The 17754-nt window shown below is 71.5% G+C and carries 17 protein-coding genes; 9 read left to right on the top strand and 8 right to left on the bottom strand.

Annotated features, from left to right (window positions below):
- Nucleotides 1-282: 282 nt before the first annotated feature.
- Complete coding sequence (locus ABT078_RS13115; protein WP_351226933.1) at nucleotides 283-954, bottom strand: hypothetical protein; 672 nt, start codon at nucleotides 952-954, stop codon at nucleotides 283-285.
- Nucleotides 955-1105: 151 nt separating this feature from the next.
- Here ABT078_RS13115 and ABT078_RS13110 point away from each other — a divergent pair, with 151 nt between their 5' ends.
- On the top strand, nucleotides 1106-1660 hold the full coding sequence (locus ABT078_RS13110; RefSeq protein WP_351226931.1) for a hypothetical protein: 555 nt from the start codon (nucleotides 1106-1108) through the stop codon (nucleotides 1658-1660).
- Here the strand turns inward: ABT078_RS13110 and ABT078_RS13105 are convergent.
- Genes ABT078_RS13105 through ABT078_RS13095 form a run of 3 tightly spaced genes read right to left on the bottom strand, consistent with a single transcriptional unit; the run spans nucleotide 1657 to nucleotide 4023 of the window.
- Nucleotides 1657-2436, bottom strand: coding sequence for an enoyl-CoA hydratase/isomerase family protein (locus ABT078_RS13105; RefSeq protein WP_351226929.1), 780 nt, complete (start codon nucleotides 2434-2436; stop codon nucleotides 1657-1659). The genes ABT078_RS13110 and ABT078_RS13105 overlap by 4 nt on opposite strands.
- Nucleotides 2433-2873, bottom strand: coding sequence for a Zn-ribbon domain-containing OB-fold protein (locus ABT078_RS13100; RefSeq protein WP_351226927.1), 441 nt, complete (start codon nucleotides 2871-2873; stop codon nucleotides 2433-2435). Before ABT078_RS13100 ends, ABT078_RS13105 begins: the two co-directional genes overlap by 4 nt.
- A 1-nt stretch (nucleotide 2874) precedes the next feature.
- Nucleotides 2875-4023, bottom strand: a complete 1149-nt coding sequence (locus ABT078_RS13095; RefSeq protein WP_351226925.1) for a lipid-transfer protein — start codon at nucleotides 4021-4023, stop codon at nucleotides 2875-2877.
- A 66-nt stretch (nucleotides 4024-4089) separates the two neighbouring features.
- Here ABT078_RS13095 and ABT078_RS13090 point away from each other — a divergent pair, with 66 nt between their 5' ends.
- Together ABT078_RS13090 and ABT078_RS13085 are read left to right on the top strand one after the other, a co-directional pair.
- Entirely contained in the window at nucleotides 4090-5649 is a 1560-nt protein-coding gene (locus ABT078_RS13090; RefSeq protein ID WP_351226923.1) for a FadD3 family acyl-CoA ligase, read from the top strand.
- 175 nt (nucleotides 5650-5824) lie between these two features.
- Nucleotides 5825-6724: a bifunctional helix-turn-helix transcriptional regulator/GNAT family N-acetyltransferase gene (locus ABT078_RS13085; protein ID WP_351226921.1), complete on the top strand. Its 900-nt coding sequence runs from the start codon at nucleotides 5825-5827 to the stop codon at nucleotides 6722-6724.
- A gap of 99 nt (nucleotides 6725-6823) precedes the next feature.
- Here the strand turns inward: ABT078_RS13085 and ABT078_RS13080 are convergent, their stop codons facing one another.
- Complete coding sequence (locus ABT078_RS13080; RefSeq protein WP_351226919.1) at nucleotides 6824-7000, bottom strand: hypothetical protein; 177 nt, start codon at nucleotides 6998-7000, stop codon at nucleotides 6824-6826.
- A gap of 210 nt (nucleotides 7001-7210) precedes the next feature.
- The gene (gene afsR, locus ABT078_RS13075) at nucleotides 7211-10171 is read right to left on the bottom strand and encodes an SARP-family global regulator AfsR (protein ID WP_351226917.1); all 2961 of its coding nucleotides are present in this window, start codon (nucleotides 10169-10171) and stop codon (nucleotides 7211-7213) included.
- A gap of 157 nt (nucleotides 10172-10328) precedes the next feature.
- Between afsR and ABT078_RS13070 the strand changes: the two genes are divergently transcribed.
- Entirely contained in the window at nucleotides 10329-11555 is a 1227-nt protein-coding gene (locus ABT078_RS13070) for an amidohydrolase family protein (protein WP_351226915.1), read from the top strand.
- Nucleotides 11556-11610: 55 nt separating this feature from the next.
- Here ABT078_RS13070 and ABT078_RS13065 read toward each other — a convergent pair whose 3' ends face one another.
- Nucleotides 11611-12498 (bottom strand): hypothetical protein, encoded by an 888-nt coding sequence (locus ABT078_RS13065; protein ID WP_351226913.1) that lies wholly within the window; start codon nucleotides 12496-12498, stop codon nucleotides 11611-11613.
- A gap of 239 nt (nucleotides 12499-12737) precedes the next feature.
- On the opposite strand from ABT078_RS13065, the gene ABT078_RS13060 reads away from it, so the two are divergent.
- Nucleotides 12738-13151 (top strand): PaaI family thioesterase, encoded by a 414-nt coding sequence (locus ABT078_RS13060; RefSeq protein WP_351226911.1) that lies wholly within the window; start codon nucleotides 12738-12740, stop codon nucleotides 13149-13151.
- A gap of 68 nt (nucleotides 13152-13219) precedes the next feature.
- On the top strand, nucleotides 13220-13495 hold the full coding sequence (locus ABT078_RS13055) for a DUF2087 domain-containing protein (RefSeq protein WP_351226909.1): 276 nt from the start codon (nucleotides 13220-13222) through the stop codon (nucleotides 13493-13495).
- A 206-nt stretch (nucleotides 13496-13701) separates the two neighbouring features.
- Here ABT078_RS13055 and ABT078_RS13050 read toward each other — a convergent pair whose 3' ends face one another.
- Nucleotides 13702-14580, bottom strand: coding sequence for a tetratricopeptide repeat protein (locus ABT078_RS13050; RefSeq protein ID WP_351226907.1), 879 nt, complete (start codon nucleotides 14578-14580; stop codon nucleotides 13702-13704).
- A gap of 129 nt (nucleotides 14581-14709) precedes the next feature.
- Between ABT078_RS13050 and ABT078_RS13045 the strand changes: the two genes are divergently transcribed.
- The 3 genes from ABT078_RS13045 (at nucleotide 14710) to ABT078_RS13035 (ending at nucleotide 17621) form a co-directional block, all read left to right on the top strand.
- Complete coding sequence (locus ABT078_RS13045; RefSeq protein WP_351226905.1) at nucleotides 14710-15633, top strand: LLM class F420-dependent oxidoreductase; 924 nt, start codon at nucleotides 14710-14712, stop codon at nucleotides 15631-15633.
- Between the two features lie 10 nt (nucleotides 15634-15643).
- A complete protein-coding gene (locus ABT078_RS13040; protein ID WP_351226903.1) occupies nucleotides 15644-16405 on the top strand; it encodes an SDR family NAD(P)-dependent oxidoreductase in 762 nt (253 codons plus the stop codon).
- A gap of 94 nt (nucleotides 16406-16499) precedes the next feature.
- The gene (locus ABT078_RS13035) at nucleotides 16500-17621 is read left to right on the top strand and encodes an LLM class flavin-dependent oxidoreductase (RefSeq protein ID WP_351226901.1); all 1122 of its coding nucleotides are present in this window, start codon (nucleotides 16500-16502) and stop codon (nucleotides 17619-17621) included.
- Nucleotides 17622-17754 lie beyond the last annotated feature (133 nt).

The following is a 17754-nucleotide window of genomic DNA, read 5'->3' as shown; positions in this document are numbered from 1 at the left end:
CTCGCCGGTGGCCTGGGTGTCCGTTCTCAAGCGCCGGCCGGGTTTGGGGTGTCCGCGTACCGGGCCGGTCGACGCGGGTGTCCGTTCTCAACCGCAGGACGGGCTGGTTGTCCGTGCCCGTTCCCCCACGCCCGCCAGGGCGTAGGGGGGATCGAGGCGCGGGGGTGCGGGGGCGGAGCCCGCGCAAACGGGGGCCGGGGCGGAGCCCCGGTTCGGGAAGGGGCGGGGCGGAGCCCCGGTTCGGGAAGGGGCGGGGCGGGGAGAAGGCCCGCCGCAGGCGTGCTACGGCTGCCGGCCCTCGTCCCGGAACGGATCCCGCTCGGGGCCCGCCCCGTACGGGTCGGGGCGCGGACGCCGCGGAGCCGAGGGATCCCCCGGATACGTCGGGTACGTCGGCAGCCGCTGGGTGTCATTCGGCCCCGGCGCCCACCCGTACGGCGATGCCCCCTCGCCCGCGGGCGGATACCCGGGCTCGGGCCAGGGCTCGGGTCGGGTTTCGGATCCGGGTCCGGGCCACGGCTCCTCGACCCTCTCGACTCTCGGCGCCCGGCCGCTCATCACCACCGCCCCCAGCAACAGAAGCACCCCGCCGCCGAGCGCGTTCGCCACCCCGTCACCCAGCGTCGGCCCGTCGCCGCCGACCGTCAGACTGCCCGCCGCCTGCCCCTGGCGCACCGTCCACAGGATCGTGAAGCCGAGCACGACCAGCCCGGCCAGGCACACCAGCCACCGCGAGCGCAGCATCACCCCCACCAGGGTGACCAGCGCCGCGAATGCGAAGGGGAGGAGGATCGACGTCGTGATCGTCGCCTCGGCGTCGGTGATCCCTTGAAACAGGTCCTGAACGCGATAGTCGCTGCCGTGACGGCCGTCGTACCAGGCACGGAAGGGGCTCCATACGGCGGCCGTCGCTCCGGCGAGAGCGAGCACCGAGCCGATGACGTTGCGCACCATTCCCGGCCTCCTCTCGCAGCAGACGCTACGCCCGGCGGTGCGGGTCCGCGACTGCGCTTCTGGGCGGTTCCGTTGCCCTGTATGGTGTCGTGCGCCCGTCAAACAGGGGCTGTTTTTCGCCATACTCACGCTTTCAACGGGGGGTTGAACAGTGAAGAAGCGCCATGTCCGTGCGATCGCCGTTTTCGGCCTTGTCCTGATCACGCTGACCGGTGCCCGCGGTTCCCGCGGCGGTGGCTGCGACAACGACAGCAGCTCCGGCTCCAGCACCTCCACCAGCGGAGGCAGCACCACCGGTGGCAGCCATTCCGACGATGACGACGACCTCGACATCGGCACGAGCGGCGGGTCGGTCTCCGGCGGCAGTGACGCCACGGACGAGCCCACGTACAGCGGCCCGACCGGCGCCGTCGACGCCAAGAGCGACGTGGAGATCAAGTACTGCTCCATCAACCGCGCCGAGACCGACGTCCGGGGTCAGCTCCTGATCAAGAACGACACCCCGGTGGACCAGACCTACGACATCACGCTGCATTTCCAGGGCGACGATCCGGGGGTACCGCTCGTCGCGAAGTTCGACGATGTGACGGTCGCCGCGAACGACCACTACTTCACCGAGGCGAGCGCCCCCTACACCGGCTCCGGCAAGGGGCTCGAGTCCAGGGAGTGCGAGGTCGTCAGCGCGACCCGCACGGCCTCCCCCTAACGCACCCGGTACTCGCCCCTGCCCCGCCCGCCCGTGAAGAGCTCGGCCTGCCGCTCCGGCGGCAGGTTCCCGAGTGCGATCAGGTGCGGGGCATGGGCGAGTGCATGGGCCCGCGCGGCCTCCTTCGCCGACCAGACGGCCCGCACCGTTCCCTGCACGGCCTCCGTCGGGTACGACGCGATCACCGCCGCGCACCGTATCGCGGCGGGGACCTCGTCGCCGGGTGCCGTCACCTCGCTGACCAGGCCCGTCTCGTACGCCCGCCGGGCCGATACCCGCTCGGCGGTCCCCATGAGCGCCATCCGGGCCACCTCCCCGAACGGCATCCGCATCGCCATGTGGACGGACTCGTACGCGCTGACCATGCCGTACGTCGTATGCGGATCGAAGAACTCCGCGTCCTCGGCGGCGATCACGAACTCCGCCTCGCCGAGCAGATAGAACGCCCCGCCGCACGCCAGCCCGCGGACCGCCGCGATGACGGGTTTCCACAGGTCGTTCGCCTTGGGGCCGATCGTGAGCAGCGGATCGTCGATCGAGTACGGGGACGAGGGCTGCGGCACCTCGGCACCGCGGTCGATCCCGGTGCAGAAGGCCCGCGCCCCCGCGCCGGTGACCACTGCGGCCCGCACACTGTCGTCGTATCTGAACCCCCGCCAGATCCGGCCCAGTTCGTGCGCCATCGCCAGGTCGATCGCGTTGTGCTTGTCCGGGCGGTCGAGGGTGACGACGGCGACCCCCGTGTCCTTGTCGGTCTCCACCCGGATGCCGCTCATGCGCGCTCCAGCAGCCAGCGCGGCACGGTCGTGCCGTCCGCGAGGCGGGTGAACGCCACCTTCACGGCCGCCCCGATCCGCAGCCGTGCCGGGTCGACCGAGTTCAGCGCGGCGTCCGGGGCGGCCACCACATTGCCGACGAGCCGGATGTGCGGCGCCTCGGCGAGTTCGACGACGACGGCGTTGTAGGGGGCCTGCTCGGCGTAGGCGGGCAGGAGCGGCGGATGGGGGAGGACGTACGACCAGATCCGGCCGCGTCCGCTCATGCGCCGCCACTCGCTGTCGAACGACTGGCAGCGCGGGCAGCACGGGCGGGGCGGGAAGCGCAGTTCACCGCAGCCGGAGCAGGCCTGGATGCGCAGCTCGCCCCGGGCGGCGTACTCCCAGAACGGGGCGCCGTCCTCGTCGACGACCGGTGTCAGCAGATCTCCGGGCATCTCAACTCCTCAGCAGTACGGCCGATGTGGGAACGCCTTCGCCCGCCGTCACCAGGCAGGTGGCGGCGTCCGGCACCTGAGCGGTGCTCGTGCCGCGCAGCTGCTTCACTCCCTCGTTGATGAGGTTGAAGCCGTGGACGTACGCCTCGCTGAGCCCGCCACCGCCGGTGTTGATGGGCAGCCGCCCGCCGATCTCCAGCGCGCCGCCCTCGGTGAACGCCGCGCCCTCGCCGCGCCCGCAGAAGCCGTAGCCCTCCAGGGAGAGCGGGATGAGCGGGGTGAACGCGTCGTAGATCTGGGCGACATCGACGTCCTGGGGCCCGAAGTCGGCCTGTTTCCAGAGCTGTCGGGCGGCGGTCCAGGCGGGCCCGGTGAGCGGGTCGTCGTTCCAGTAGTTGACCATGCCGTGGTGCTGGGCGGGCAGGCCCTGGGCGACGGAGTGCACATACACGGGTGTGCGCCGGCAGTCGCGGGCCCGCTCGGCGGAGACGATCACACATGCCAGCGCGCCGTCGGTCTCCAGGCAGTTGTCGAAGAGGCAGAGCGGCTCGCTGATCCAGCGGGCGGTCATGTACATCTCGCGGGTCAGCGGCCGCTCGTACATGATCGCGGCGGGGTTCTGGTTGGCGCGGTTGCGGCAGGCGAGGGCGACGTTGAAGAGATGGTCGCGGGTGGCGCCGTACTCGTGCATGTAGCGCCGGGCCAGCATGCCGATCTCGTCGGTGGGCCGCAGCAGCCCGAAAGGCCGCGTCCACTGGCCGGGGGTCGGCAGCTGCACGGCGGTGTTCCTCCACGGCCGCGGGCCCGAGCCCCGCTTCCGCGACCGCCACGCCACTCCTACGCTCGCCTGCCCCGTCGCGATGGCGGTGGCGAGGTGCGCGACGGTGGCGCAGGAGCCGCCGCCGCCGTACCCCACCTTGCTGAAGTAGGTGACGTCACCCGCGCCGATGGCCTTCGCCACCTCGACCTCGTCGGTTTCCTCCATCGTGTACGAGGCGAAGCCGTCGACCTCGGCGGGTGAGATGCCGGCGTCGTCGAGCGCGGCGAGGACGGCCCGGCAGGCCAGGGTCTTCTCGGATTCGGGAAGGTGCTTCGCGAAGGGGGTCTGCCCTATCCCGGCTATCGCTGTCGCGTCCTTGAGGCTCGCCATGCGGGCGAGGGTACAGCTAATCTGACGGACAGTCAGCTACTGCGTCCGACGGCGGGAGGATCAGCGATGCGCGGCGACCTGGAGTGGGGCTCCATTCCGAGGCTGGTACGGAGTGCCGGGGAACGGTACGGGGAGCGGGAGGCCGTCGTCGAGGGCCGTACGCGCGTCTCGTACGCCGAGCTCGGCGATCGCGTCGAGCGCGCGGCGGCGGCGTGCATCGCGGCGGGCGTGGAGCCGGGCGACCGGGTCGCGGTCTGGGCGCCGAACACGCTGGACTGGATCGTCTCCGCGCTCGGTGCGGTGTCGGCGGGGGCGGTGCTCGTGCCGCTCAACACCCGCTTCAAGGGGACGGAGGCGGCGTACGTCCTCGAACGCTCCCGCGCGAAGCTGCTCTTCATCACGGGCACTTTCCTCGGCACGTCGTACGTGGCGTCGCTGCGCCGTGCCGAGGTGGAACTGCCCCATCTGGAACAGGTGGTGGTCCTGGCGGACAGCGCGCCGGAGGACTACCGGACGTGGAAGGACTTCCTGGCGGGCGGTGATTCGGTCTCGGCCGCCGAGGTGCGGGCCCGGGCCGACGCGATCGCCTCCTTCGCCCCCTCGGACATCATCTTCACGTCGGGCACGACGGGCGCGCCCAAGGGCGCGGTGATCACCCACGCGCAGACGCTGCGCTGCTACGACGTCTGGAGCGAGCTCGCGGGGCTGCGGGAGGGCGACCGCTATCTGATCGTGAACCCCTTCTTCCACACCTTCGGCTACAAGGCGGGCATCATCGCGTGCCTGATGCGGGGCGCGACGATGGTCCCGCAGCCCGTCTTCAACGTGGACACGGTCCTGGCGAACATCGCCTCCGAACGCATCTCCGTCCTCCCGGGCCCGCCGACCCTGCACCAGTCCCTCCTCGACCACCCGGCGCGCGACACCCACGACCTGTCGGCGCTGCGGCTGGTCGTCACCGGCGCTGCGGTCGTCCCGCTGCGTCTCGTCGAGCGCCTGCGCACAGAACTCCACATCGCCACTGTGCTGACGGCGTACGGCCTCTCCGAGGCCTCCGGCATCGTGACGATGTGCCGCCGCGGCGACGCTCCTTCGGTGATCGCTGCCACCTCGGGCCGCGCCATCCCGGACACCGAGGTCCGCGTCCTCTCCGCGGGCCCCGGCGAACCGGGCGAGGTCCTGGTCCGCGGCCACAACGTCATGTGTGGCTACTTCGAGGACCCCGGGGAGACGTCGAAGGTCCTCGACGCGGACGGCTGGCTCCACACGGGCGACGTGGGCGTCCTGGACGCGGCGGGCAACCTCCGCATCACCGACCGGATCAAGGACATGTTCATCGTCGGCGGCTTCAACGCGTACCCGGCGGAGATGGAGCAGCTCCTGGGTCTGCACCCGGACATCGCCGACGTGGCGGTCATCGGCATCCCGGACGGCCGGCTCGGTGAGGTCGGCAAGGCGTACGCGGTGCGGCGGCGCGGTTCGACGCTGACCGCGGACGACCTGATCGCCTGGGCGCGGCGGGAGATGGCGAACTACAAGGTGCCGAGGTCGGTCGAGTTCGTGACGGAGCTGCCGCGGAACGCGAGCGGGAAGGTCTTGAAGACGGAGCTCAGGGCCAGGGGATAGCCCTTGGCCGTCATCCCGTAGCCGGGCGTCAGCGCGGAAACACGGTGATCCTCACCTCGGACGAGGGCGCCATGAAGAGGTTGTGCAGGCCGGGCGTCGCGCTCCGGCCCGTGTGAGTCCTCTGGTCCGGGCGTCCGCCATGGCACCCCATCCATTCTCTGACTAGAGTCAGGGAATGGATGCGACGCAGATCGACCAGGTGCGGCGGTTCAACCGCACCGTCACCGGACGCGTGGGCGCGCTCCACGACCAGTACCTGGGCCGCGACCGGCCCATCGGCGAGGCCAGGCTGCTCTGGGAGATCGGTGAGCAGGGCCAGGACGTGCGGCGGCTGCGGGAGCGTCTCGGGCTCGATTCCGGGTACGTCAGCCGGCTCCTGCGCTCACTGGAGGCCGACGGGCTGGTGACGGTGGAGCCGCAGCCGCGGGACAGACGGGTGCGCGCCGTCCGGCTCACCGACCGGGGCCGCGCGGAGCGTGCCGTGCTCGACGGTCGCAGCGACGAGCTGGCCGGCTCCCTGCTGGAACCTCTCAACACGGCCCAGCGCGCCCGGCTGGTCGCCGCCATGGCCGAGGTCGACCGGTTGCTGACCGCCGCGACCGTCACACTGGACTCCGTCGACCCGGACCACCCCGATGCCGAGCACTGTCTGCGGTCCTACTTCACCGAGCTCCAGGATCGCTTCGAGACCGGCTTCGACCCCGCACGGAGCCTGCTGCCCGACGCGGGTGAACTCCGGCCGCCGCACGGCCTGTTCCTGCTCGCCCGGCTGCACGGCGAACCCGTGGGCTGCGCCGGCCTGAAGCTGCCGCCCGGCGCCCCGGCCGAGATCAAACGCATGTGGGTCGCGCCCCACGCCCGGGGCCTCGGGCTCGGCCGCCGGTTTCTGACCGACCTGGAGGCGCGGGCCGCCCGGAACGGCTTCGACGTACTGCGCCTGGACACCAACAAGGCGCTCGGTGCCGCGATCGGCCTCTACCGCTCCTGTGGCTTCCAGGAGGTCGCCGCCTTCAACGAAGAGCCTTACGCCCACTACTGGTTCGGGAAGCGGATCACCGTACCGCCGTCGGAGTAAGGGCTCCGGCGGCGGTACGCCCGTCCGTGTGCGGACGTGCCGCGGCCGCGGCGGCTCCCCCTCCGCGCCGCCGCGGCCGCACCCCGTCGGATGTGAGTCTTAGCCCTTGGGCGGGGTGGGCATGTGGTTGTCACCCTGGGTCGTGGCGTCGCCGTCCTTGGGCGGGGTGGGCATGTGGTTGTCACCCTGGGTCGTGGCGCCGCCGTCCTTGGGCGGGGTGGGCATGTGGTTGTCACCCATGGTGACGATCTCTTCGATCTTCTCGGCGTCGCTCATATCCGCTGACTCCCCTGTGCGTTGGGCTGTGGACTACGGATGGCGCCCGTTCGGCGACTCCCCCGAGGACCGCCGAACGGGCGCATCTGGACCGCTCACCTTAGCGATGAGCGCCCTGGCGACCCGTCTGCCCCCCGATGCGACGGATCGATACGTAGAGAATGCCGGGCAGGCATAAACGAATGCTGAACGCGCATGCGCGGCCCGCGCTCAGGCCGCGGCGAGCGGGCTCAGCAGCGTCCTCACGGCGTCGGCCTCGCCTGAGCCCAACTGCTCGTAGAGGGCCAGCGCTTCGCGCCAGCATGCTCGAGCACGGTCGCTCTGGCCGAGAGCGTCGAGCGCCCTGCCCAGCACAGTGAGCACGTCACCCCGAATCTTGTCGCCTCCGATGCAGCCCGTCGCGAGTGCCTGTTCGGCGTGCTGTGCGGCGCTTGCCGGCCGCTGAGCCGTGAGATGGGCCTGGGCGATGCGAAAGTGCGTCGTCCCCTCCCAGAGGCGCTGACGATCCTTGATGAACATCTCCAAGGCGTCGGACAGCTGTTCAAGCGCGTCGGCATGGCGGCCCGCCTGGGTGAGGGCCACGCCGAGGGCGTACCGACCGTTGGCCAGGCGCAGGGTGCTTCCGATGCGGGCGTAGAGGTCCACGCCCTGCTGGGCGAGTTCGATGGCGCTGGCGGTACGGCCCATCAACTGGTGAACACGAGAAAGGTTGCACAAGGCGCTGGCCGCTCCGGGCAGGTTTCCGTCCGCGCGCGAGCCGTCCGCGGCCTTGAGCAGGTGCTCCTCGGCTTCTTCCAGGCATCCACGGCTGGCGGCGATGATCCCCCGGTCGTTGTCCGCCCAGTACACCGGCGCAGCGTCCCCTGTCGCCACTGCCAGTTCCCTGGCGTTGCGCGCCTCCTCGTCCGCCTCGGCGTAACGGCCCGCGACCAGGTGGACGTTGGTGAGGACTGTCCGGGAGCGGCCCTCGGCGTGGCGGTCGCCCGTCGCCTGGGCGGCCTCGCGGGCGGCCAGGGCGGCCGATGCGTACTGCTTGGAGTTGGCGCCTGACTCGCCGAGGTCCTTCGCCGCCCACAGCAGGTCCACCGCACGCCGCAGCCGCTCGGGGACGAGCGCCTGCCGTGCGCAGGCCAGCAGGCTGTTCGCCTCTGTGTACAGCCAGTCCAGCGCCTCGTGCCGGTCGGCGAAGACCAGACCCTCGTACGCCGTCGACTCGAGATGGTCCACCAGCCGGTCGCCAGGCCGCTCGATGGCGAACACCCGCGCCGCCGTCGCCAGATAGAAGTCCAGCAGCCGCGACAGCGCCGCCTCCCGCTCCGTCGGCGGCTGCTCGTCCCTCTCCGCGCATGCACGCGCGTAGAGCCGTACGAGGTCGTGGTACCGGTACCGTCCCGGCGCCGCCGACTCCAGCAGGGAGGTGTCGACCAGGGCCTCCAGGAGGTCCTCCGTCTCCTGGAGCGGCATGTCGAGGACGGCGGAGGCCGCGGCCAGGGAGATGTCCGGGCCGTCGGCGAGGCCGAGGAGCCGGAAGGCACGGGCCTGGGCAGGTTCCAGTTGGCCGTAGCCGAGTTCGAAGGTGGCCTTGACCGCGAGGTCGCCGGCCTGGAGCTCGTCGAGGCGGCGGCGCTCGTCCGCCAGCTTCGCCGCCAGCACCGAGACCGTCCAGGTGCGGCGGGCCGCCAGGCGCGAGGCGGCGATGCGGATGGCGAGCGGAAGGAAGCCGCACGCGGCGACCACGTCCAGGGCCGCCTCGCGCTCCGCGCCGACCCGCTCCGCGCCCACGATCCGGGTGAAGAGCTGGAGCGCCTCCTCCGGGGACATCACATCCAGGTCCACCAGGTGCGCGCCCGCCAGGTCGACCATGCGGACGCGGCTGGTGATCAGGGCGGCGCAGCCGGCCGTGCCGGGCAGCAGCGGGCGGACCTGGGCCGCGTCGCGGGCGTTGTCGAGGAGGACGAGGACGCGGCGGCCGTCGAGCAAGGAACGGAACAGCGCCGCCCGCTCGTCGAGCGAGTCCGGAATCGCCGAGTCCGCGGTGCCGAGCGCCCGCAGGAAGGCCCCGAGCACCGTCTCCGGCTCCGCGGCCCGCGCGCCCGCGCCCTGGAGGTCGACGTACAGCTGTCCGTCGGGGAACTGCGGCCGGGCCGCGTGGGCGACGTGCACGGCGAGAGTGGTCTTGCCGACGCCGCCGATGCCCGCGACAGCGGAGACGGCCATCACCGAGCCCTCGGCGGTGGCGAGCTGGTCGCTCAGTTCCCGTACGAAGGCGGTGCGCCCGGTGAAGTCGGAGACGGTCGCGGGAAGTTGAGCGGGCCGGGTGACCTGTGGGGCGGTGGGCGTGGGCTCCTCGACCGGACGGGCCAGCTCCGCGTCGGCCTGGAGGATGCGCTGCTGGAGCCGGGACAGCTCGGGACGCGGGTCGACGCCGAGTTCGTCGGCGAGGAGGCGCCGCGTGTCGGCGTAGACGGCGAGCGCCTCGGCCTGCCGCCCGCTGCGGTACAGGGCGAGCATCAGCAGCTCGCGCAGCCGCTCCCGCAGCGGGTGCGCGGCCGTGAGCGCGGTGAGCTCGGACACGGCCTCCGCGTGGCAGCCGACGTCGAGGTCCATCTCCAGGCGGGTCTCCAGGAGCTGGAGCCGCCATTCCTCCAGCCGCACCCGCTGGGACTCGGCGTACGGGCCGGGCACGGACGCGAGAGCCTCGCCGTCCCACAGCCCGAGGGACTTGTTGATCAGAACGCGCGCCTGGCAGCGGTCGCCGCCCGCGCGGGCCTTCTCGGCCTCGGCGACGAGTTCCTGTGCGGTGTGCAGGTCGAGCGCGTCGGGCGGCGTGCGGATGGCATATCCGCCGGATTCGCTGACCAGGGCGCCGGGACCGAGGGCCTTGCGCAGCCGCGATGCGTACGTCCGTACCGCGGCGAGCGCCTGCGAGGGCGGCTCGTCGCCCCAGATGGCGTCGATCAGCTCGGCGGCCGTGGCGGTGCGCCCTTCGCGCAGGAGCAGCGCCGCCAGCAGCGCGCGCTGCTGCGGCGACCCGGTGGGCAGGGCCTCGCCGTCGCCCCAGGCGCGCACGGGTCCGAGCACGCTGAAGCGCAGGCCGCTGCCGTCGTGCCGCACCGGAGTCCGCTGCTCCGGAACGCGCGTCGGTGCGGAGGGCCCGTTCTCACGGTCCATAGCTTCCCCCTCGCCGGTATCGCCCCGGACAGTCTGCCTTGTGGGGGCCCGACTCGTCAGCAATGGGTGACTCTCTGCACAGGATCTGCGGGTTCGGCCCTTTCGGGCAGCCGACAGAGAGCTGACGGATCGTCAGATCAGCGCTACCGTGGTGCGCATGGAGACCTTCCCGGAGATCATCTCGGTGGACGACCACACGGTGGAGCCGCCCCACGTCTGGCGGGACCGGCTCCCGTCGAAGTACCAGGACACCGGCCCGCGCGTCGTCCGGGCTCCGCTGAAGGAAATGACGTTCCTGGGCGGGAAGTTCGCCCCCGTCATGGGCGCCCCGGGCGACGACGGGCCGATCGGGGACTGGTGGGTGTACGAGGACCTGCACCGGCCGCTCACCCGCCTCGACACCGCGGTCGGCTACGACAGGGACGAGATCAGGCTCGAGGTCATCACGTACGAGCAGATGCGGCCGGGTTCGTTCTCCGTGCCCGACCGGCTCGCGGACATGGACGTCAACCATGTCCAGTCGGCGCTCTGCTTCCCCACCTTCCCGCGCTTCTGCGGGCAGACCTTCACCGAGGCGAAGGACCGCGAGCTCGGGCTGCTCGGGGTCCGGGCCTACAACGACTGGATGGTCGAGGAGTGGTGCGGGCCCGAGGCGCAGGGCCGGCTGATCCCGCTGACGCTCGTACCCCTGTGGGACGCGGAGCTGGCCGCCGCCGAGGTCCGGCGCAACGCGGGGCGCGGCGTGCGGGCGGTGGCGTTCTCCGAGATACCTCCGCACCTGGGCCTGCCGTCCGTCCACACCGACGCGTGGGACCCCTTGCTCGCGGCGTGCGACGAGACCGGCACGGTCGTCGCCATGCACATCGGCTCCTCGTCGCGGATGCCGTCGACGTCCGCGGACGCCCCGCCGGCCGTCGGCTCGACCATCACGTTCGCCAACTGCTGCTTCTCGATGGTCGACTGGCTGATGAGCGGCAAGTTCGAGCGCTTCCCGAACCTGAGGATCATGTACGCGGAGGGCCAGATCGGCTGGATCCCGTACATCCTGGAGCGCGCGGACGTGGTCTGGGAGGAGAACCGCGGCTGGGGCGGCGTGGCGGACAAGGTCCTGCGGCCGCCGTCCGAGCTCTTCGCCGAGCACGTCTACGGCTGTTTCTTCGACGACGCCTTCGGGCTGCGGAACCTGGACGCGATCGGCGTCGGGAACGTCCTGTACGAGACCGACTACCCGCATTCCGACTCCACCTGGCCCAAGTCGCGGGAGGTCGGGGAGTCCCAGATGGGGCATCTGGCGCCGGACGTGGTGGAACGGATCGTGCGCGGGAACGCGATCGAGCTGCTGGGGCTGACTCCCGAGGGGCTCTGGGCCGGCCCGGGCGCGTGACGACATGACGAGGCCGCGGCCCCCGGTGGGGAGCCGCGGCCTCGTCGCCGCGCGGTCAGCCGAGGAAGACCGACGACACGGTGTTGTCGAAGCCGATGCCGGCCAGGTCGGCGACGTTGCCGTTCACGACCTGGGACCTGCCCTTGCAGTCCTTCTCGGACCAGATCTTCAGCGAGCCGGAGGCCTGGAGGGACGAGGCGAGGTTGTCACGGCCGACGTTCTGGCAGCCGGAGCCGGCGAGGCCCTCGGACGGGTCGCCGAAGTTCTTCTCGTCGGACAGGGTGACGCTGGTGGCGGGCTTCGCCGTACCTTCGCCGCTGTCGGCCGGGCCCCCGCCCGCCTTCTGGCCGTTCGGCGTCACGCCGAACCAGGTGCCACCGACACCCTGCCCGTTGGTGTCACCGGGCTTGAGGTCCTTGCTGAACCGGTAGACCGGCCAGCCGCCGATCGTCACCTGGAGGTTGCCGTCGTCCCGCTTGACGACCCCCACGTCGGACTTCTTCACCCCGTCGATGAAGATCCTGCCGCCGGGTGCGACGACCACGGGCGGCCAGGTGGTGGCGCACTCGCCGTTGCAGGTGGACTTCGACGGGTCCGCGGTGTCCTTGTCGAAGCGGTAGAGGGTGAAGCCCGCACCGTTGACCACGACGGGGTTGAGGTTCCCCGCCCCGGCGGCGCTGAGCTGGACCCACTTCTTCGCGACCGGCCGGGTCGCGGGCTTGCCGGGGCCGTTGGCCCAGTCTCCGGTCCTGGGCCGCGCCTTGTTCTGCTGCGCGGTACCGCTCAGGAAGTCGAGGTTCTGCGTCCCGCCGGCCTGCTCGGCGGCCGCCGAGGTGTTCGGGGCGGCGGCGTCGGTCCCGTAGCCGTCGCCGTTGCAGGCGGTCAGCAGCAGGGCACCGGCAGCGGCGGCACCGGCGATCATTCCGAAGCGCTTGTTGAACATCGGGCTCTCCTCGCGTCATTCGCTCCGGACCCCCCGGAGCCTTCGCCACGAGGTACGGGGCGGGGTCCGTGGCCCCCTCACCCGGTTACGCCCCTGAGACACGCCCGGGACAGGTCGCGGCCATTGCGGACCGGGCGCGGTCATTCCTGGTACGACGTGGACATCCGGCGGCCGCGGCGGCGGCATTCGGGCCGTTCATGACGTGGACACCGGGGCGCGGGCGGCCCCACCATCGGCCCATGACGCTCTCGCTCGCTGAAGCCGACAAGATCCTCGCCGACAACTTCGCCCCGTGGGTGCTCGACCTCGGTCTGGCCGTCGTCGAAACGGGCGGCCTTCACGCCGTCCTGCGCCTGCCCTGGTCGGACCGGCTCGCCCGCGAGGGCGGCGCGCTCTCCGGTCAGGCGCTGATGGCCGCGGCCGACACGGCGACCGTGATCGCCGTCTCCGCGGCCCGCGGCGCCTTCGTTCCGATGACGACGGTCCAGCAGTCGACCACCTTCCAGCGTGCGGTGACCGGCGCGGACGTCCTGGTCGACGCCCGTATCTCCAAACTCGGCAAGCGCATGGCCTTCGCGGACATCACGATGACAGCGGAGGGCACGGACGAGCCCGCGGCCCGCGCCTCCACGGTGTACGCGCTGCTGGGCTGAATCCCGGGCCCTTCGGGGCCCTCAAAATCCATTGCCCCGCAGGCCGCCCGGCTGCGAGGCTCCCGGGCATGCCCGACAACGGATCCAGCGGTGCGCACAGCGTGGCCGCCCTCTTCTCCCAAGGCCGGCTGACGGCGATCCCCCGGAAGCCGGCCCGTCGCGAGCAGTTGCTCGTGCACCTCGCGGAGACCCTGTTCGAGCCGGACCGCGCCTACACCGAGCGCGAGGTCAACGAGGCACTGCTCACGGTGCACGAGGACTGCTCGGCGCTGCGGCGCTACCTGGTCGTGGGTGGCCTGCTGTCCCGGACGAGGGACGGCAGCAGCTACCGGCGGATGCGGTAGCCGGCCCTCACGGGTGACGCCGGTGCGGGGCGCCCGCGGGCTCGGCGTGACGCCGGGCCGGTGGGTCGCGGGCAGTCGTCAGGCCGGTGGGGTGCGCCCGCGGGCTCGGCGTGACGCCGGGCCGGTAGGTCGCGGGCAGTCGTCAGGCCGGTGGGGTGCGCCCGCGGGAAGGGGCGACGCCGGTGCGGTGCGCCCGCGGGCAGGGGTCACGCCTGGTCCTGGGGGCGCTTGCCCGCGACCGTGTCGATGAGGGCCTCCGCCGAGCCCGGTTCGCCCGCGAGACGGCCGGCCTCGCGGATCTGCTCGTCCGTCATGCCCTGCCCGGCCAGTTCGATGGCGTCGTGGATTCCGTTTCCGTCGCCGTGCCCGTACATGGTGAAGAACCAGCGGACCGCCTGCACCGGGTCGGTCGCGGTGCCGAAGCCGTCGCGGTACCAGCAGGCCGCCGCGTACATGGCGTTCGTCTCGCCGCGCTCGGCTGCCCACAGGTACCAGGCCAGGGCCTCCTCGTCCCGGTCCACCGCACCGAGGCGGTCGCCGAGGGCACAGCCGGCTTCGGTGACACCGAGACCGGCGGCGCCGGCCAGCAGCCGCAGCTCCTCGTCGCCGTCCGTGTCGCTGTCGAGCGTCGCGGCGAGATTGAACATTCCGTAGGCGTCGCCGCCTTCGGCAGCCGCTCGGAACAGCTTCGCCGCCCGATCCTCGTCCTTCTCCACGCCCAGGCCGTTGACCAGCATGAAGCCGTATGTGCGCTGTCCCGCAGGGTGCCCCGCCGTGGCCGCCGCCTCCGCGTATCGAACGGCCGTCGGCAGCGCGGACTCCTCGTAGTACTCCAGGAGGATCCCGGCCAGCAACGCCGCCGCATCCGCAGAGCCCGCGTCCGCGAGGGGTCTCAGCCGAGGAGCGGCCGTCCGTGATGCCTGGTTCGCCCCGTCGAGGCTCGCCTGCATCGCGGCCTCCACCCAGGCGCGACCCGCCGCGATCCAGTCGCCGTCCGCAGCTGCGCGCTCGGCCGAGGCCAGAAGCTCGGGGACGGGACTCGGCTCGGGGGCGTCCGTGGGCGGGGTGAGGGGCGGGTGGCTCATGGGGAGCACTCTAGGCAGCCCCGGAAAGCCGGACGCCCGCACCCCGCACACCCCTTGTCTGATGGGGCGTCAGCAAAGACCATGGTGGTTCATCGAATATGACGGAGCGTCAGGTAAAGGGGATGGATCATGGTGGTCTACGGGATGCAGCTTCCGGTCCAGTCGCAGAGCACCATCTACGCCGAGCCCTGGGAGGCCACCGCCGGCCCCGGTGACCTCGTCGAGATCGCCCGCACCGCCGACAGGTCGGGCTTCGACTACCTCGCGTCCTGCGACCATGTGGCCATTCCGCACCGGCTCGCCGCCGCGATGTCGACCGTCTGGTACGACCCCGTCGCCACGCTCTCCTTCCTCGCCGCGACCACCGAGCGCGTCCGGCTCCTCAGCCATGTCGCCGTCGTCGGACTGCGCCATCCGCTTCTCACCGCCAAGCAGTACGCGACCCTCGACCACCTCTCCTCCGGCCGACTGGTCCTCGGCGTGGGCGCCGGTCACGTACGCGAGGAGTTCGACGCGCTCGGGGCGGACTTCGAGCGGCGCGGGCCCGTGCTCGACGAGACGATCGATGCGCTCAGGGCGGCACTCGGGCCGGAGGAGTTCCCGAGCTTCGCGGGGGAGCGGTTCGCCTTCGAGGGGCTCGGGCAGAGGCCCCGGCCCGCGCAGGCCCGCGTGCCCATCTGGGTCGGCGGCTCCTCGCCCGCCGCCGTGCGCAGGGCCGCGCTCAAGGGCGACGGGTGGCTGCCGCAGGGCGATCCGCGCGACCGGCTCCCGGGCCGGATCGCGAAGCTCAGGGCGCTGCGCGAGGAGGCGGGGGTCACCGATCCCATGGAGATCGGCGCGATCACCGAGCCGCTGTACGTCGGCGACGCCTCCTGGGACGTCGGCCGCCGTACCCTCGCCGGCAAACCGGACGCGCTCGCCGAGTCGCTGCGCGCGTACGGCGCGATGGGAGTGGACCAGATCCAGGTGCGCTTCCGCAGTCGGAGCCGCACCGAACTCACCGACCAGATGGCGGCCTTCGCCGCCGATGTGGCTCCGCACCTCAACCGTTAGGAGTACGGGCATGGGCAAGCTGGACGGACGTGTCGTCGTCATCACGGGCGCGTCGCGCGGACAGGGCGAGCAGGAGGCGCGGCTGTTCGCGGCCGAAGGGGCGAAGGTCGTCCTCGGTGACGTGCTCGACGACCAGGGGGAGGCCCTGGCCAAGGAGCTGGGCGAGGACAGCGCGAAGTACGTCCGTCTCGACGTGACACGGGAGGCCGACTGGGCGGCAGCCGTCGCGACCGCGAAGGAGGCCTTCGGGCGGATCGACGGCCTGGTGAACAACGCGGGCATTCTGCGCTTCAACGAGCTGGTGTCCACGCCGCTCGAGGAGTTCCAGCAGATCGTCCAGGTCAACCAGGTCGGCTGCTTCCTGGGGATCAGGAACGTCGCCCCCGAGATCGAGGCGGCCGGCGGCGGGACGATCGTCAACACCGCCTCGTACACGGCCCTGACAGGCATGGCCGGCGTGGGGGCGTATGCCGCGACCAAGCACGCCGTCCTCGGTCTGACCCGGGTCGCGGCCGTGGAGCTGGCCCCGAGGAAGATCCGGGTCAACGCGGTGTGTCCCGGGGCCGTGGACACCCCGATGAGCATGCCGGAGGGCGTCGACCGGGCGGCCGTGGACGAGCTCTACCGCAAGGTGGTGCCACTGGGGCGGGTCGGGCAGCCGGAGGAGGTGGCGCGGCTGGCGCTGTTCCTGTCCAGCGACGACTCCTCGTACATCACGGGCCAGCCGTTCGTCATCGACGGCGGCTGGCTGGCGGGCGTCAGCATTCTCTGACGCATCGTCAGGTATTGACGCCCCGGGCGCCCGGTGGAACAGTCGACCCATTCAGATCTGACGGTGTGTCAGAAATAGAAGGACGGTGAACCCCTTGGAATTCGGTCTCTTTGTGCAGGGATACGTGCCTGAGGCGCGGTCCAAGGTCGACCCCGAGGCAGAGCACAAGGCGCTGATCGAGGAGACCGAGTACGTCATCCAGGCCGACAAGTCGGGCTTCAAGTACGCCTGGGCCTCCGAGCACCACTTCCTGGAGGAGTACTCGCACCTGTCGGCGAACGAGGTCTTCCTCGGCTACCTCGCGCACGCCACCGAGCGCATCCATCTCGGCTCGGGCATCTTCAACCCTCTCGCCCAGGTCAACCACCCCGTCAAGGTGGCCGAAAAGGTCGCCATGCTCGACCACCTCTCCCAGGGGCGCTTCGAGTTCGGTACCGGCCGCGGTGCGGGCAGCCACGAGATCCTCGGCTTCCTTCCCGGCATCGAGGACATGAACCACACCAAGGAGATCTGGGAAGAGACCATCGCCGAGTTCCCCAAGATGTTCCTCCAGGAGGAGTACGAGGGGTTCCAGGGCAAGCACTGGTCGCTGCCTCCGCGCAAGGTCTTCCCCAAGCCGTACGGCAAGGCCCACCCGGCCATGTGGTACGCCGCCGGCTCTCCCTCCTCGTACGCGATGGCCGCCAGGAAGGGCCTGGGCGTCCTCGGCTTCAGCGTCCAGAAGGTCTCCGACATGGAGTGGGTGCTGGAGGAGTACAAGACCGCGATCCGGGAGGCGAAGGCCATCGGTGCCTTCGTCAACGACAACGTCATGGTCACCTCGACCGCGATCTGCGCCGAGACCCACGACAAGGCGGTCGAGATCGCCGTCAACGCCAATCTGAACCGGTTCCAGTCGCTGGTCTTCCGCTACCACGACACCTTCCCGCGGCCCGAGGTCATCCCGCAGTGGCCCGAACTGCTCCCCGAGTACAACGCCGAGATCATCGAGCTGCTGATCGCCGAGGAGCTGATGATCTGCGGTGATCCCTCCGAGGTGCTCGCGCAGTGCAAGCGGTGGGAGCAGTCGGGGGCGGACCAGCTGTCGTTCGGTCTGCCGACGGGGGTGTCGTACGAGGACACGATGAACACCATCAAGCTCCTCGGCAAGCACGTGATCCCGGAGATCGACACGGATCCGGTCCACCGGACGACCCGCTTCCGCGAGGCAGCCTGACCATGAGCTCGGCCCCCGGGTCCCCGGGTCCCCGGCCCCCGGGTCCCCGGGTCCCCGGCCCCCGGGTCCCCGGGCCCCCGGCCCGCGGGCTCGACCCCGGGCTCCGGGCCCAGCACCGGCGCCCGACCCCGCG

Source organism: Streptomyces sp. NPDC002133 (assembly GCF_040296405.1).
Lineage (GTDB): Bacteria > Actinomycetota > Actinomycetes > Streptomycetales > Streptomycetaceae > Streptomyces.
The sequence above is the reverse complement of the archived record's forward strand: the minus strand, read 5'-3'. Positions and strand labels throughout refer to the sequence as shown.

Excerpts from the sequence above, each read along its gene's own strand:
- ABT078_RS13115 (WP_351226933.1), bottom strand. The coding sequence starts at position 954 with ATGGTGCGCAACGTCATCGGCTCGGTGCTCGCTCTCGCCGGAGCGACG.
- ABT078_RS13105 (WP_351226929.1), bottom strand. The coding sequence starts at position 2,436 with ATGAGCGGCATCCGGGTGGAGACCGACAAGGACACGGGGGTCGCCGTC.
- ABT078_RS13100 (WP_351226927.1), bottom strand. The coding sequence starts at position 2,873 with ATGCCCGGAGATCTGCTGACACCGGTCGTCGACGAGGACGGCGCCCCG.
- ABT078_RS13095 (WP_351226925.1), bottom strand. The coding sequence starts at position 4,023 with ATGGCGAGCCTCAAGGACGCGACAGCGATAGCCGGGATAGGGCAGACC.
- ABT078_RS13090 (WP_351226923.1), top strand. The coding sequence starts at position 4,090 with ATGCGCGGCGACCTGGAGTGGGGCTCCATTCCGAGGCTGGTACGGAGT.
- ABT078_RS13085 (WP_351226921.1), top strand. The coding sequence starts at position 5,825 with ATGGATGCGACGCAGATCGACCAGGTGCGGCGGTTCAACCGCACCGTC.
- ABT078_RS13080 (WP_351226919.1), bottom strand. The coding sequence starts at position 7,000 with ATGAGCGACGCCGAGAAGATCGAAGAGATCGTCACCATGGGTGACAAC.
- afsR (WP_351226917.1), bottom strand. The coding sequence starts at position 10,171 with ATGGACCGTGAGAACGGGCCCTCCGCACCGACGCGCGTTCCGGAGCAG.
- ABT078_RS13070 (WP_351226915.1), top strand. The coding sequence starts at position 10,329 with ATGGAGACCTTCCCGGAGATCATCTCGGTGGACGACCACACGGTGGAG.
- ABT078_RS13065 (WP_351226913.1), bottom strand. The coding sequence starts at position 12,498 with ATGTTCAACAAGCGCTTCGGAATGATCGCCGGTGCCGCCGCTGCCGGT.
- ABT078_RS13060 (WP_351226911.1), top strand. The coding sequence starts at position 12,738 with ATGACGCTCTCGCTCGCTGAAGCCGACAAGATCCTCGCCGACAACTTC.
- ABT078_RS13055 (WP_351226909.1), top strand. The coding sequence starts at position 13,220 with ATGCCCGACAACGGATCCAGCGGTGCGCACAGCGTGGCCGCCCTCTTC.
- ABT078_RS13050 (WP_351226907.1), bottom strand. The coding sequence starts at position 14,580 with ATGAGCCACCCGCCCCTCACCCCGCCCACGGACGCCCCCGAGCCGAGT.
- ABT078_RS13045 (WP_351226905.1), top strand. The coding sequence starts at position 14,710 with ATGGTGGTCTACGGGATGCAGCTTCCGGTCCAGTCGCAGAGCACCATC.
- ABT078_RS13040 (WP_351226903.1), top strand. The coding sequence starts at position 15,644 with ATGGGCAAGCTGGACGGACGTGTCGTCGTCATCACGGGCGCGTCGCGC.